The organism is Nonomuraea typhae (assembly GCF_009760925.1).
Lineage (GTDB): Bacteria > Actinomycetota > Actinomycetes > Streptosporangiales > Streptosporangiaceae > Nonomuraea > Nonomuraea typhae.
This window is the reverse complement of the sequence record NZ_VRLV01000012.1, coordinates 223,329-237,925: the sequence shown is the minus strand read 5'-3', so window position 1 is coordinate 237,925 and position 14,597 is coordinate 223,329. Positions and strand designations below refer to the sequence as shown.

Genomic DNA, 14,597 nt, shown 5'->3' with positions numbered 1-14,597 from the left:
GGAGGACCTCATGGCGACCCGCTCGCAGACGGCGGCTGTGCTGCTCGCCGGTGCACTCGCCCTGGCCGCCTGCGGAAGCGGCGGCTCCAAGCCCTCGGCCTCCGGCGGCGCCGCCACGGGCGGCAAGACCCTCGTCATCGACACCTCCTTCGACCTCAAGACCGGCGACCCCGGCCGCACCTACGAGCCCACCGGCCTGATCATCGGCAAGGCCGCCTACGAGACGCTGCTCACCTTCGACGGCGCCGACGTGACCAAGCCCGTCCCGGCGCTCGCCGAGTCGTACGAGCTCGCCGAGGACGGCAAGACGCTGACCCTCAAGCTCAAGCAGGGCGCGGTCTTCGCCGACGGCTCCCCGATCACCGCCGACGACGTGGTCTTCTCGCTGACCCGCGTGCGCGACATGAAGGGCACGCCGTCCTTCCTCCTCGACGGCGTGGACGTGGCCAAGGACGGCGACTCGACGATCAAGCTGACGTCGAAGACGGCCAACCCGGCGCTGCCGTACATCCTGCCGAACCCCGCGCTCGGGATCATCAACAGCAAGGCCGCCAAGGAGCACGGCGCCACCACCGACGCGCAGGACAAGGCCGAGCAGTACCTCAACTCGGCCTCGCTCGGCTCCGGGCCGTACATGATCGAGTCGTTCAACGTCAGCAGCCAGGTCGTGCTCAAGGCCAACCCGAAGTACTACGGGACCAAACCAGCCTACGACAAGGTCGTCATCCGCAACGTCGAGGCCGCCACCCAGAAGCTGAACGTCCAGCGCGGCGACAGCCAGATCGCGCTCAACCTCTCCGGCGACCAGGTCACCGGCATGCCCGGCACCCTCCAGGTCAAGAAGACCGCCTCGGCCAACGTCATCTTCCTGCTGGCCAACCAGGACAGCGCCGTCAGCAAGACCACGACGAACGCCAAGTTCGTCGAGGCCGTGCGCAAGGGCGTGGACTACGCGGGCCTTCTGGAGCTGGCCGGCGAAGGCTCGGCGCAGGCTCCGGGCGTCATCCCGTCCCAGTTGCTCGGGGCGCTCCCGCCGGAGGCCGCCACCAAGCGCGACGTCGAGGGCGCCAAGGCCGCGCTGGCCGCCAGCGGGCTGAGCAACCCGAGCGTCAAGCTCGAGTACCCGAGCGAGCTCACCGTCAACGGCCTGTCCTTCCAGCCGCTGGCCGAGCGCATCCAGGCCAACCTCAAGGAGGTCGGCATCACGGTCGAGCTGGCGCCCGCGCCGGTCACCACCGCCCTGGACAACTACCGCAAGGGCAAGGAGGAGATGGGCCTGTGGTACTGGGGCCCGGACTACCCCGACCCCAGCGACTACCTGGCCTTCCTGCCCGGCAAGACCGTCGGCCTGCGCGCCGGATGGAAGGCCGGCACCGCCAAGGACATCGAGGCCGCCGGCGAGAAGGCCGCCTCCACGATCGGCGACGAGGCCCGCAAGACCGTCTACCACGACGTCCAGAACAAGCTCAACGCCGGTGGCCCGTTCGTCCCGCTGATCCAGCCGAGCCAGAACATCGTCACCGCCGCCTCGGTCACCGGCCTGGAGTACCACCCGGTCTGGACCGTCGACGTGGCCGACCTCGGCGTCAAGTGAAAACCCCCTCACCCGGTACGGCGCGCCCGCGCCGTACCGGCCGGCACCCCCTGGCCAGGTTCCTGATCCGCCGGATCCTCGTCGCGATCCTCCTGGCCTGGGGCATCACCCTCATCACCTTCCTGCTGACGAACCTGGTGCCGGGCGACCCGGTGGCCGCCAACCTCGGCCAGCGGGCGCTCGGCGACCCGGCCATCGTCGCCCAGTGGAAGGCCGAGCACGGGCTGGACAAGCCGCTGCCCGAGCAGTACCTCATCCACCTGCAGGGCCTGATCCGGGGAGACCTCGGCACCAGCCAGCAGAGCCATCGGCCGGTCAGCGAGGACCTCGCCGAGTTCGTCCCGGCGACGCTCGAACTGGCCGGGGCCGCCATCCTCATCTCCCTGGTGCTCGGCGTGGCCTTCGGCGTCATCGCCGCCCTGCGCCGCGACCGGCTCTCCGACCACCTGCTGCGGGTGCTCAGCCTCATCGGCATCTCCGTGCCCACCTTCTGGCTGGCGCTGGTCGCGTTCTACGTCTTCTTCTACCGGCTGCAGCTCACCCCGGGCAGTGGCCGCATCGACCCCGGCATGACCGCCCCGGGCCCCATCACCGGCCTGCACACGCTGGACGCGGCGCTGACCGGGCAATGGGACGTCTTCGCCAGCGCCGTCGGGCACCTGATCACCCCGGCGCTCGTGCTGGCGCTGTACACGATCGGGCTGCTGACCCGGTTCACCCGCAGCGCCGTACTCGAAGTGCTCGGCCAGGACTACGTGCGGGCCGCCCGCGCGAAGGGCCTGCCCGGGCGGACCGTGCTCTTCCGGTACGTACTGCGCTCGGCCCTCGTGCCGATCATCACCGTGGCCGGACTGGCGTTCGGCTCCCTGCTGTCCGGGACCGTGCTGGTCGAGGCGATCTTCGCCTGGCCGGGGATCGGGCAGTACGCCTACAAGAGCGCCACCTCCCTCGACCTGCCCGCCGTCATGGGCGTCGGGCTCGTGGTGGGCGTGGTGTATCTGGTGATCAACCTGGTGGTGGACGTGCTGTACGGGATCATCGACCCGCGAGTGAGGCTGCAATGAGCCGCGATCCCCTCTCGTCGCAGGACCCGGCCGCGACCGGTTCCCCTGGAACGGCGGCTGGTACGGCGGCGCCGCGGCGCGGGCTCGCGCTGCTGCGGCGGCGTGACCCGCTTCAGCCGCGCAGGCGGCTGCCCGAGGCGTGGCGGCAGCCGCTGGCCGTCGCCGGGGCCGTCATCGCGCTGGCCTGGGTGGTCATCGCGCTGGCCGCGCCGCTGCTGGCGCCGCACGACCCGCTGGCCCAGGACCTGCCGCGCCTGGCCGAGCCGGGGCCCGGGCACTGGTTCGGCACCGACCAGCTCGGCCGGGACATCCTCAGCCGGGTCATGTACGGCGCGCGGGTCTCGTTGCCGCTGACCCTGCTGCTGGTGGTGCTGAGCGTGCTGGTGGGGGGCCTGCTGGGGGCCGCCGCCGGATATTTCGGCAGATGGGTGGGCGAGACCATCATGCGCATCGCCGACCTCGTCTTCGCCTTCCCCACGGTCATCCTCGCCATGGTCGTGGCCGCCGCGCTCGGCCCCAGCCTGGCCAACGCCGTCCTGGCCGTCCTCGTGGTCGCCTGGCCCGCCTACGCCCGCGTCACCCGCGGCCTCGTGCTCGGCGTGCGTGAACGCGAGTTCGTGCTCAGCGGCCGGTTGCTCGGCTTCACAGCCTGGCGTTCGCTGCGCGTGGACGTGCTGCCCAACGTGACCGGCCCCATCCTGGTGCTGGCCACGCTCGACATCGGCACCGCGCTCCTGCTGCTGTCCGGCCTCAGCTTCCTCGGCCTCGGCGCCAAGCCGCCCTCGCCCGAGTGGGGGGCCATGGTCGCCTCCGGGGTCGAGGTCTTCGACTCCTGGTGGGTCGCGACCTTCCCCGGCCTGGCCATCCTCACCGTCGTGCTCGCCTTCAACTTCCTCGGCGACACCCTGCGCGACGCCCTCGACCCGCGGACGGCTCGCGCCATCAAGGAGCGCGCACTGTGAAGATCACCGATCTCGAAGTGGACATCCGCGGCCGGCGGATCCTCAAGGGCGTCTCGGTCGAACTGGCCGAGGGCCGCGTCCACGGCCTGGCCGGGGAGTCCGGCTCCGGCAAGACCATGACCGGCCTGGCCGCGCTCGGCCTGCTCCCCCACGGCGCCACCGCCTCCGGCTCCATCGAGCACAACGGCCGCGACCTCCTCGGCCTGCCCGCCAAGGAACTCAACAAGGTCCGCGGCGGCGAGGTCGCGATGGTCTTCCAGGACCCCGCGACCAGCCTGCACCCCATGCTCACCGTAGGCCGCCAGATCACCGAGCACATGCGCCACCACCTCGGCATCGGCAAGGCCGAAGCCAGGTCCCGTGCCGAGGAACTGCTCGGCAAGGTCCGCATCCCCGGCGCCGCGGAGGCGTTCGGCCGCTACCCTCACCAGTTCTCCGGCGGCATGCGCCAGCGCATCGCCATCGCCATCGCGCTGGCCTGCTCCCCGCAGGTCCTCATCGCCGACGAGCCGACGACCGCCCTGGACGTCACCGTCCAGGCGGGCATCCTGCGCCTCCTCCGGAGCCTGTGTGACGAACTCGGCCTCGCCGTACTCCTCGTCACCCACGACCTCGGCGTCATGTCCGCGGTCGCCGACGAGGTCAGCGTGATGAAGGACGGCCTGATCGTCGAAAGCGGCCCGCGCGCCCACGTCCTGCGCACGCCCGACCACCCCTACACGCGATCGCTGCTGGAGGCGCTGCCATGAGCCTGCTCACCATCGACGACCTCGTCGTCGAGCACCGCTCCCCCGGCCGCCCGGTCGTCCGTGCCGTCGCCGGAGCCAGCCTGGCCGTGCGCGCCGGGGAGGTCGTCGGCCTCGTCGGCGAGTCGGGCTGCGGCAAGTCCACGCTCGCCCGCGCCGTGTGCGGCCTCAACCCCGTCACGCACGGCTCCATCCGCTTCGAAGGCCGGCCGGTCACCCCGCTCGGCCTCCGCCGCCGGACGCTGACCGGGATCCAGATGGTCTTCCAGGATCCCTACGCGTCGCTGAACCCGCGCCGCCGGGTCGGCGACCAGATCGCCGACGGCCTGCGGGTGACCCGCGGCGCCACCGCCACCCCCGCCGACATGCTGGAACGCGTGGGCCTGCCCCGCGAGTTCGCCGACCGGCACCCGCACGAGTTCTCGGGCGGCCAGCGCCAGCGCATCGCCATCGCCCGCGCCCTGGCCGCCGAGCCCCGCCTGCTGATCGGCGACGAGCCCATCTCCGCCCTGGACGCCTCGGCCCAGGCGCAGGTGGCCCGCCTGATGCGCGACCTGGCGGTGGAGTCCGGCGCCGGGCTGCTGTTCATCAGCCACGACCTCTCCGTGGTGCGGCTGATCGCCGACCGGATCGCGGTGATGTACCTCGGCAAGATCGTCGAGGTGGGCGAGACGGCCTCGGTCTGGGACAACCCCCGCCACCCGTACACCCAGGCGCTTCTGCGCGCCATTCCCCAGCCGGACGGCGCCGGCACCCTCCCCGCCGAACTGCCCGGCGACGTCCCCGACCCGGCCGACCCACCCGGCGGATGCCGCTTCAACCCGCGCTGCCCGCAGGTCATGGACATCTGCCGCGACAAGGAGCCCGACTTCGGCCCGGTCGCCTGTTGGCTCCACGAGCCCGCGTGACACCCCCGCCGACCCCGGGCCGGACGGGGACGACATACACCGGTCCGGGACTGACCGGCCCCGAGACGACCACCGCCGGTCCGGCGGCCCTCGGGCCGATCAGCCCCGGGACGACGGACCGGAGCGGGGCGCGGTGAGCGGATCGGGGGAGGGCCGCCTGGCGGCGGTGCGGCGGGCGATGGCGGAGGTCGAGGTGGACGCCCTCGTGTTGAGGCCGTCGCCCGACTTCCGGTTCCTGGGCGGGCGGGGTGACGGGTTTCTGGTGGTCACCCGCGATGCCTTCGCCGAGACCGGGGACCCGGGGCCGCTGGTGCCGGTGTCGGCGCGGCGGGTGGGGGTGGATCCGGAGATGCGGGTGCGGGAGCTGTTCGCGCTGGCCGTGGATGCCGAGCTGGTCCCGGCGGGGGCGGTGCTGGCACCGCTTCGCCTGCGGAAGGAGCCCGAGGAGCTCGATGCCATCGCCCTGGCCGCGAGGGCCGCGGACGGGGCGCTGGCCGGTGCCAGGGAGCTGCGCTGGTTCGGGGCCACCGAGCGCGCGATGGCGAGGCGGATGCATGTGCTGTTGCTGGAGAGCGGTTGTGAGGAGGTCCTGGACGTACGGGTCTCGGCCGGTGAGCACACCGCGCTGCCCGCGCACCGTCCCACCGACCGTGTGATCAACCCGGGCGACGCGCTCCAGGTGTCGGTGCGCGGCCGTTGGAACGGCTACTGCGCGGAGGTCGCCCGCACGCTGGCCGTCGCCGAGCCCCCGGACGACTTCGAGGCCCTGTACACGGTGATCCTCGCCGCCCAGCGCGCGGCCCTCGGCGCGGTACGGCAGGCGCACCCGGCCGCCTCCGTGGCCGCGGCCGCCCAGACGGTCATCGAGAACTCCGGCTACGGCCGCTTCGCCGCCGCCCACTGCGGCCGCGGCCTGGGCCTGGCCGCCGACGAACCGCCCGTCCTGTCCACGTCCGACCCCACCGAACTGGCCCCCGGTATGGCCCTGTGCCTCGAACCGGCGGTGTACCTCCCCGACCTGTTCGGCGCCCGCCTCGCCGACGTCACGCTCTGCACCCCCTCCGGCCCCCGCCTCCTGACCACCCCGCCCCCGGCCCTCCCCGTCCTGGACCGCTGAAACCTGGCCGGAGGCCCGCGCGGTGCCTCGGGCCGGTCACAGCGAACGCCAGCTCCGATGCACCCGCCCGGGCCCGGCCAGTGCCAGCTGGCGTAGCCTCCCGGGCCGCTTGCTCAGCTGGGAGATCACGGCCTTGCTGGGCTCCCGCCGGCGCAGGACGAACGCCGCCAGCGACGCGGTGAGCGCCGAGGCGGCCACGGATTCCCAGCCTTCGAGCAGCACCGACGACAGGTACCCGAACCCCACGGAAGCCGCCACGTCCAACGTGCGGTCGAACGTCTCGCGGTGGCAGCGGATGTGCAGGGTCCGCGCCGCGTGCACGGCCGAGGCGACGGGATCCCGGGGGTGGCGGGCCAGGGGCGCGTCCAGTGCGCCCGTCCGGTAGGCGCGCCTGGCGGCCAGGACGTTCTCGGCCCAGCTGCCCAGCCGGACGGACCGGCGCTGCGAGAACGCGGACGCGAGGATGATGTTGGCGAGGAACGTCTCCGGCATCGACAGCGCGAAGGACTGCCCCGCCGGTGCGCGCATCGCCGGGAGTACGGCATGCCGTACCGGATGGTGGACGATCTGCCAGCCCGAGTCCCGCGCGACGCTGTCGTGGTAGCGGCCCCGCAGGAGGAGGGAGACGACGTACGCCTCCCGGGTCGCGTGGAATTCCGCGGACCGGGCGCCGGAGGCGATCAGGCGCTCCAGCCGGTCGGGGACGGAGCTGGCCGCTCGCAGGCGTTCGAGATCCCGGACCGGGATGTCGAGGATGCGGCTGATGTGCGGCACGAACGTGGCGTCGAACAGGCCGCGGTGGCGTGCGCTCTTCTCCACCCAGGCGTTCTCGATGCACCACGTGAGCCACCGCTGGAAGCTCTCCTGCCGCTCCAGCCGCTCCTTGGTCTGCCGGATGCGCAGGGTGTTCCGTCTGGCCCAGCGAAGGGTGCCGGTCCGGGCGGCCGCGGCGACCCTGGCCGAGGGGGCGGCGCCGGCGAGCTGGCCGTCGAACCGGCTTCTCAGGAGCCCGTAGGCGCCCGACGCCGCTCCTTCTCCGGTCGGCCCGGCGGCGAGGCGCAGGTTCTCGGTGAAGACGATCATGCAGGTGGCCTCGACGGCGCTCTGCCAGGCCCAGACGTGGTTGTCCGCCGGGCGCTGCCGGTCGAGCGCCTCGATGACCTCGTACAAGCTGGCGGTGTCGATCATGGCAGCGACCATGGGCAGCCTCTCGCGATCACGACGGCGGCGGAGTCGGGCTCGGGTCCTGAGCGGACCTTCCCTCCTGAGAACGCTCCTCGGCGGGCCCGGGTTCCGGCCGATCTCAGCGCCGCCCGCCGGCTTCAGCCCCGCCCGCCGGCGTCAGGGCTGTCTGCCGACGAAGCACAGGAACTCCGTCTGCAGGTCGGCGCCGGGCGGCACCGGCGTCTTCGGGCCGAACGCCCACGGCTGGCGCAGCGCCTCGTCCATCGGCTTGAGGTGCTCGTACACGTGGGCGACCAGGCCGGGGTCCAGGCGTTCGTCACCGCCCGTGGCGCGGGCCAGGTCCCAGGTGTGGATCAGCACGTCCTCCGGCAGCACGTCGGTCAGGTCGGCGAACGCCAGCGGCCCGACGGGGGTGGGCACCTTCGCCGTACGGCAGGCGGGGTCGTCGATCGCGGCCGTGAGGTCGGCGCTGACGTGCGCCCAGGCGGCGGCCAGGTCCGCGGAGGGCGCCAGGGGCGGGAGCGCGCCCATCTCGGCCAGGCCCACTCCGTGTACCGGCTCGGGCTCGGTGCCGCGGACGGTGGTCACGTTGCGGCGGGTCTCGGTGATCACGTGCGCGACCACGTCGCGGGCCGACCAGCCGGGGCAGGGGCTCGGGTCGTCCCAGCGGCCGGGCGGGACGGCGGTGATCCTGGCGGCGAAGCCGTCGGCGGCGCGGCGGAATCGGCGAGCCTGCTCGGACATGGACGTCCCCTTCTCACGGCGATCGGACATGAACATCCCCTTCTCTCGGCGAACTGCTCGCACCACTATATGTCGGAATTTTCCTACACATAACCAAAGGCTCCCGGCAACACGCCCGGACCTGCGCCTTTCCTCCCGCCCCGGTGTGGCACGCTGGACGACGACGATCATCGGGGGTGTCGTGGACCAGTTCGTGCTGCTCATGCTCGTCCTGCTCGGCGCGCTGGTCACGGTGCCGCTCGGGGACCGGCTGGGCCTGCCGGCCCCGGTGCTGATGACCTTGTACGGCATCGTGCTGGCGCTGCTCCCCTTCGTCCCCGACGTGAACATCTCCCCCGAGCTCGTCCTCCCGGCGCTGCTGCCGCCGCTGCTGTACGCGGCGGCCAGCCGTACCTCGTGGCGGCAGTTCGCGGCCAACTGGCGGCCGATCTTCCTGCTGGCCGTGGCGCTGGTCTTCGTGACCACCGCCGCCGTGGCCGGAGTGGCGCACGCGCTGGTCCCGGGGCTGTCGCTGGCCGCGGCGGCGGCGCTCGGCGCGCTGGTGGCTCCGCCTGATCCGGTGGCGGCGACGAGTGTGGCCGGGGCGCTGGGACTGCCGCGGCGGCTGGTGTCGCTGCTGGAGGGCGAGGGCCTGTTCAACGACGTGACGGCCATCGTGCTCTACCACGTGGCGATCGCGGCGGCGGTGACGGGCAGTTTCTCCTGGCCGGTGGCGGCGGGTGAGCTGGTGCTGTCGGCGGTGGTGGCGGTCGTCATCGGGTTCGGGGCAGGGTGGGTGGCGGCACGGCTGACCAGCCTGCTCGGGGACACCACGCTGCAGATCGGGCTGTCGGTGATGGTGCCCTACGTCAGCTACGTGCCGGCCGATCAGCTGGGCGGGTCGGGGGTGCTGGCCGTCCTGACCACCGCCTTCTACCTGCGGGAGAAGACCAGCGACGCGGACGACTCGGTCGGGCGGCTCACCGCGGCGGCGTTCTGGCAGGTGATCGACACGCTGGTGACCGGCGTGGCCTTCGGCCTGATCGGGCTGGAACTGCACAACGTGCTGGGCACGGTCACCGGCCAGTTCGGCCGGGTGATCGGGTGGAGCCTGGTCGTGGTCGCCGTGGTCGTGGGGGTGCGCCTGCTGTGGCTGCTGCCGTCCACCGCGCTGGCCAGGCGCTGGCATCGCACGCGCGGCGACGACTTCGAGACGCCGATGAGCTGGCGGGAGACCGTGGTGATGTGGTGGGCGGGCATGCGCGGAGTGGCGTCCGTGGCGCTCGCGCTGGCGATCCCGCTGGAGATCCCGCAGCGGGACGTGCTGGTGCTCATCGCGTTCGCGGTGATCCTGGCCACGTTGCTGATCCAGGGACTCACGTTGCCGTGGGTGGTGCGGCGGCTCGGGGTGCAGGCCGACACCGCGGCCGAGCGCGCCTTCGAGCGCAAGCTGGCCAAGCAGGCCGCGGGCGCGGCCAGGCAGCGGCTCAGGGAGATCGTCGACACGGAGCAGGTGCCCGACGACCTGGTCGAGATGCTGACCCGCCGCCTGACCGAGATCGCGGTACGGCTCAGCCCCGAGATGGCCGGCGAGGAGCGGCGGGAGGCGTTCGGGCAGCGCCTGGAACGGATCAGGGAGATCCGGCGGATCAACGACGAGATGATGTCGGCGGCCCGGCAGGCGGTCCTGGACGCGCGCCGCGAGCCGGGCGCCGACCCCGAGGTCATCTCACGCGTGCTACGCCAGCTCGACCTCCGCAACCTGGCCTGACTCGGACGGCCGGGGCGTCGCCGCATCCGGGGCGTTGGGCGGGTGCACCAAGGGGTGCCGGATGCTTGGTGAGTTCGCACGAATCGACACGTATGCGCCGTGGTTTAGCGTCGCCGTGACAAACGGACGACTCGGAGGGCAGGCGTGATCGCGATCAGGGAGCTTCACGAGATCGCGGACCTGGAAGAGGTCCTCGCGCTGTTCGGCGCCATCTGGCAGTTCGAGCGGGGCGGCGAGCCGATCTCGGTAGAGCTGATGCGGGCCTTCGCGCACGCCGGCAACTACGTCACCGGCGCCTACGACGGTGACAAGCTGGTCGGGGCGTCGGTGGGGTTCAGGGGCGGCGACTCGACCCTGCACTCACACGTGACCGGCGCGACGACCGGGCGTGGCATCGGCTTCGAACTGAAGATGCACCAGCGGCGCTGGGCGCTGGATCGGGGGCTGGAGCGCATCTCCTGGACCTACGACCCGCTCGTGCGCCGCAACGCGCACTTCAACCTGGCCAAGCTCGGGGCGCGGCCCCGGGAGTACCTGCCGGGCTTCTACGGCGTCATGCAGGACGCGATCAACCAGGGGGACGAGTCCGACCGGGTGCTCGCCGTCTGGGAGCTGTCCTCGCCGCACGTCGAGGCGGCCGCGCGGCGGGAGCCGTACCGGCGTGAACTCCCGGCGGGCACGGCGGTGGCCCTCGCCGACGAGGGCGGGCGGCCGGTGCCGGGCGCGACGGACGCGGAGACGGTGCTGGTGGCGGTCCCCGCCGATATCGAGGGGTTGCGCGGCCTTGATCCGGGAACGGCCAAAGCATGGCGGCATGCCGTACGCGACATGCTGGGCGGCATGCTGGCCGAAGGCCGGAAGGTCACCGGATTTCATGACAAGTCGTACTACGTAGTGGAGAAGGCGTGAAAATCACTGGAGTAGAGCTGCGCAGGATCGCGATGCCGCTGGTGGCACCGTTCCGGACCTCATTCGGCACCGAGACCGCCCGCGACGTCCTGCTCGTGCGCGTGGTGACGCCGGACGCCGAGGGCTGGGGCGAGTGCGTGGCGATGTCCGAGCCGCACTACTCCTCCGAGTTCGTGGACGGCGCCGCCGAGGTGATCAAGCGCTTCCTGCTGCCCGCGCTGCCCGCCGAGATCGACGCCCAGGGCGTGGGCCGGGCGCTGGAGCCCGTCAAGGGGCACCGGATGGCCAAGGCCGCGCTGGAGACCGCCGTGCTCGACGCCCAGCTGCGCGCCGCCGGCGAGTCGTTCGGCCGGTTCCTGGGCGCCGAGCGCGACCGGGTGCCGTGCGGCGTCTCGGTCGGGATCATGGACTCCATCCCCGAGCTGCTCGACGCCGTCGAGGGCTACCTGGACGAGGGATACGTCCGGATCAAGCTCAAGATCGAGCCCGGCTGGGACGTCGAGCCGGTCCGCGCGGTCCGCGAACGCTTCGGCGACGACATGCTGCTGCAGGTGGACGCCAACGCCGCCTACACCCTCGTGGACGCCCGCCAGCTCGCCAAGCTCGACGACTTCGGCCTGCTCCTCATCGAGCAGCCCCTGGCCAACGACGACTTCGTCCAGCACGCTCAGCTGGCCAAGCAGCTCAGCACGCCGATCTGCCTGGACGAGTCCATCGAGTCGGCCGAGCACGCGGCCGCGGCCATCTCGCTCGGCTCGTGCTCCATCGTCAACATCAAGCCCGGCCGCATCGGCGGCTACCTCGAGGCCCGGCGCATCCACGACCTGTGCCGGGCGCACGGGATCGCCGTGTGGTGCGGCGGCATGCTGGAGACCGGCCTCGGCCGGGCCGCGAACGTCGCCCTCGCCGCGCTGCCCGGCTTCACGCTGCCCGGCGACACCTCGGGCTCGCGCCGCTACTACGCCACCGACATCACCGAGCCGTTCGAGCTGCGTGACGGCCACCTGGACGTGCCGGTCGGGCCGGGACTCGGCGTGGAGCCGGTCCGGGAGATCCTCGACGAGGTGACCACCTCCACCGAGTGGATCAATCTGCCGTAGCCCGGTAGCAGACCAGCCGGGTACCGTCGCCCGGCTGGTCGGTCACCTGCGCGCAGACGCCGCCACCGGCCGCGTACAGGCCGTAGAGGACGTCACCGGCCCGCGGCAGCCGCACACGCCACACCACCCGTCCCGTGGGCACGTCCACCGCGCTCACTCCGTCCTCGCCGCCGACATAGGCGGTACGGCCGGCCGCCGCACCCACCTGACCGGGCACGTTCAGCTTGGTCACCGCGCCCCGGGCGTCGAAGGTGTAGGCCCCCGGCCCGCCCACGGCCAGGCCGAGAACTCCGCCGTCGCCCGTCACCGGCCCCAGGACCGCGTCCGCCGCCTGAGGCGCCTCCCACACCGAACCGCCGGAGCCCAGCAGCGCGAACCCGTCCTCGGTCCTGGCCAGCACCTGGTCGCCGCCCCAGGCGCGCACCCCGGTCAGCCTCCCCTGGAGGCGCGCCTGCCAGAGGAGGCGGCCCGTGGCGGGGTCGAGCACGGCCAGCCCGTCGCCCTGGACGGACACCCGCTCCCCATCGCTCACGATCCGGTCCGCCCGGAGCGCGGACGGATCCAGGCCGCCGGTGACGTCGGCGAAGCGCACCGGCACCCGCGCGCTCCAGAGCTCCCGGCCGCTGCCCAGGTCGAAGGCGGTCACCGTACCCGAATCGGCCACGTAGAGCCGCTTGCCCGCCACGGCGTGCGCCGCGGCGCGGCGGTCGAGCAGCACGCCGCCGTCCGCGGTCGCGTTGACGCGCACCCGCTGGTCGGTGACCCGCTCCACCGGGCCCTGCTCGAAATCGCCGATCAGTCCCCGCGAGCCGCGCTCCACCGCGCGGGCCACCGAGACCAGCACCGCCCCGCCGGCGCCGGCCACGAGCTGCCCGCCGTCCGGGAGGCGCCCGGACCCGCCCGCCTCCCCGGCCGCGACCAGCCCGCCCGGCTTGACTCCGGCGACCGAGCACTCCACGACGGTGCGTCCGCCGCCGTCCACGACCGCCACCCGCCCGTCACCGTAGACCGCGGTGGCCGCGTACCCGGGCACCGGCCCGAGGCGGGCACCGGCGAAGGCCCCGCCCAGCGCGGCCGTCCAGGCCACGTCGCCGGTCGCGAGGCTGATCCGGCGCAGCTCGCCGGTCTTCTGGCCGATGACGTCGAGCGTGCCCGGCGCGCCGGCGAAAGCGCCGACGGCCAGCCCGTCGGGCCCCACCGGCACAGGAGGCTCCGCAACCGACGCAGCCGCGGAGACGGCCTCGGGGACGGACTCGGCGGAACCGGCCGCCCGCGAAACCTCCGGCGCCGCCTGCCCGGTCCCGGAGCAGCTCATCCGCAACGGCTCGATCACCGTGTTCTGCGGCGTCCCGCAGGACACCGCCCCCATCGCCACCGTCAGCGCGGCCCCTGCCGCCCACACACCTCTCATGAACGCCGGAGACTAGGCCCGGCGGATTGACGTCCCGTTGACCGCAGGTCAACGGGACGGACTCCGCCAAGGTCCGCGGGAGCCGGGGAGCCGCCCGCTCCTGGACAACCGGGCCGGAACCCGGCCCCCTGCGGGCAGCCGTCAGGCGCCACGCGGCGCCGCAGGCGGCCGTCAGGTGCGGCGCGGTTCCCGCGGCTCAGCAGGACGGGGGCCGTGGTCGGGGGCCGGCCTTCCCGCGCGAGCGCGTAGCCACGGGCCCACACCCCCGGCGAGCCCGTCTCCGCCTTGACCTTCCCCGCGCGCGGGGCACGGCCCGCGGCCTGCGTCTGCAGCCGGGTCAACCAGCATCACCTTCCCCGCGCGAGCGCGGGGCGCGGCCGGTGTTCAATGGGCGGGTCTCTCCGGGGCGGCGCGGATTTGGTCGAGGTAGTTGTAGGCGGTGACCCGGGATATGCCGAGGCGGCGGGCGATGCGGTCGATGGAGCGTTTCACGAAGAAGGCGCCCTTTTTGTCCAGAAATTTCAGGACTTCTAGTTTGTCGTCCTTGGACATCAACGCCACCGACTTCCCCCCAATCGCCGTCTCGATGAGGTTGTCCAGGACCTCGACGATGTCGCTCGCGAAAACCTCCCCCCGGTCCGGCGCGTCCCCGTCGAGGATCGTCGCCAGGTTGGCCCTGGCGGCCTGCAGGGGCGTCATGTCCACGTTGATGCACAGGGCGGCGATGACCCGCCCCTCTTCGTCGCGGAGGTAGACCGAGGAGGAGCGCAGCTCGCGGCCGTCCGCGGTGTGGGCGCGGTAGCCGAACTCGTCGTGGTCGTCCGCTTCGGCCCTGAGCACCTCGAGGCCGAGGTTGGTCGACGGGCCGCCCACCTGACGGCCGGTGACGTGGCCGTTCTCGATCGCGGCGATGGTCCTGTCCATGTCGTGGCGCGACAGGTCGTGCAGCACGACCTCGCAGTGCGGGCCGACGGCCGCCACGATCGCCTTCATGATGGGGCGTAAGAGTGGCTCGAGCTCCTCAAGGGCGGTCACCCGGCCAGTCTCTCATGTACAGAAATTCTGTCCAATATATTGATTCGTTGTACAGGTTCTGAGCACACTTGG

Annotated in this window: 13 protein-coding genes; 9 read left to right on the top strand and 4 right to left on the bottom strand. The window is 72.7% G+C overall.

Annotation, left to right across the window (positions count from 1 at the left end; all coding sequences use genetic code 11):
- Positions 1-10: 10 nt before the first annotated feature.
- The 6 genes from FVE25_RS37520 (at position 11) to FVE25_RS37495 (ending at position 6,391) form a co-directional block, all read left to right on the top strand.
- Complete coding sequence (locus tag FVE25_RS37520; RefSeq protein ID WP_157252218.1) at positions 11-1,594, top strand: ABC transporter substrate-binding protein; 1,584 nt, start codon at positions 11-13, stop codon at positions 1,592-1,594.
- Positions 1,591-2,658: an ABC transporter permease gene (locus FVE25_RS37515; RefSeq protein ID WP_157252217.1), complete on the top strand. Its 1,068-nt coding sequence runs from the start codon at positions 1,591-1,593 to the stop codon at positions 2,656-2,658. The genes FVE25_RS37520 and FVE25_RS37515 overlap by 4 nt, the downstream gene beginning before the upstream one ends.
- Positions 2,655-3,620 carry an ABC transporter permease gene (locus tag FVE25_RS37510; RefSeq protein WP_246268036.1) on the top strand — a complete coding sequence of 322 codons (966 nt, stop codon included), beginning with the start codon at positions 2,655-2,657 and terminating at the stop codon, positions 3,618-3,620. Before FVE25_RS37515 ends, FVE25_RS37510 begins: the two co-directional genes overlap by 4 nt.
- The gene (locus tag FVE25_RS37505) at positions 3,617-4,369 is read left to right on the top strand and encodes an ABC transporter ATP-binding protein (protein WP_157252216.1); all 753 of its coding nucleotides are present in this window, start codon (positions 3,617-3,619) and stop codon (positions 4,367-4,369) included. Before FVE25_RS37510 ends, FVE25_RS37505 begins: the two co-directional genes overlap by 4 nt.
- Positions 4,366-5,274 carry an ABC transporter ATP-binding protein gene (locus FVE25_RS37500; RefSeq protein WP_157252215.1) on the top strand — a complete coding sequence of 303 codons (909 nt, stop codon included), beginning with the start codon at positions 4,366-4,368 and terminating at the stop codon, positions 5,272-5,274. Before FVE25_RS37505 ends, FVE25_RS37500 begins: the two co-directional genes overlap by 4 nt.
- Positions 5,275-5,407: 133 nt before the next feature.
- Complete coding sequence (locus tag FVE25_RS37495) at positions 5,408-6,391, top strand: M24 family metallopeptidase (RefSeq protein ID WP_246268034.1); 984 nt, start codon at positions 5,408-5,410, stop codon at positions 6,389-6,391.
- 36 nt (positions 6,392-6,427) lie between these two features.
- On the opposite strand, the gene FVE25_RS37490 is transcribed toward FVE25_RS37495, so the two are convergent.
- Together FVE25_RS37490 and FVE25_RS37485 are read right to left on the bottom strand one after the other, a co-directional pair.
- Positions 6,428-7,579, bottom strand: a complete 1,152-nt coding sequence (locus FVE25_RS37490) for a hypothetical protein (RefSeq protein ID WP_157252214.1) — start codon at positions 7,577-7,579, stop codon at positions 6,428-6,430.
- Between the two features lie 153 nt (positions 7,580-7,732).
- On the bottom strand, positions 7,733-8,350 hold the full coding sequence (locus tag FVE25_RS37485) for a TIGR03086 family metal-binding protein (protein ID WP_219825812.1): 618 nt from the start codon (positions 8,348-8,350) through the stop codon (positions 7,733-7,735).
- 115 nt (positions 8,351-8,465) lie between these two features.
- Between FVE25_RS37485 and FVE25_RS37480 the strand changes: the two genes are divergently transcribed.
- From FVE25_RS37480 to menC, 3 genes are all read left to right on the top strand, one after another.
- Entirely contained in the window at positions 8,466-10,070 is a 1,605-nt protein-coding gene (locus tag FVE25_RS37480; protein ID WP_246268032.1) for a Na+/H+ antiporter, read from the top strand.
- 144 nt (positions 10,071-10,214) lie between these two features.
- On the top strand, positions 10,215-10,979 hold the full coding sequence (locus tag FVE25_RS37475) for a GNAT family N-acetyltransferase (RefSeq protein WP_157252213.1): 765 nt from the start codon (positions 10,215-10,217) through the stop codon (positions 10,977-10,979).
- Positions 10,976-12,079: an o-succinylbenzoate synthase gene (gene menC, locus FVE25_RS37470; protein WP_181019843.1), complete on the top strand. Its 1,104-nt coding sequence runs from the start codon at positions 10,976-10,978 to the stop codon at positions 12,077-12,079. Before FVE25_RS37475 ends, menC begins: the two co-directional genes overlap by 4 nt.
- Here menC and FVE25_RS37465 read toward each other — a convergent pair.
- Both FVE25_RS37465 and FVE25_RS37460 read right to left on the bottom strand, forming a co-directional pair.
- Positions 12,066-13,490 carry an outer membrane protein assembly factor BamB family protein gene (locus FVE25_RS37465; protein WP_157252212.1) on the bottom strand — a complete coding sequence of 475 codons (1,425 nt, stop codon included), beginning with the start codon at positions 13,488-13,490 and terminating at the stop codon, positions 12,066-12,068. The genes menC and FVE25_RS37465 overlap by 14 nt on opposite strands.
- 384 nt (positions 13,491-13,874) lie before the next feature.
- Entirely contained in the window at positions 13,875-14,525 is a 651-nt protein-coding gene (locus FVE25_RS37460) for a helix-turn-helix transcriptional regulator (RefSeq protein ID WP_157252211.1), read from the bottom strand.
- Positions 14,526-14,597 lie beyond the last annotated feature (72 nt).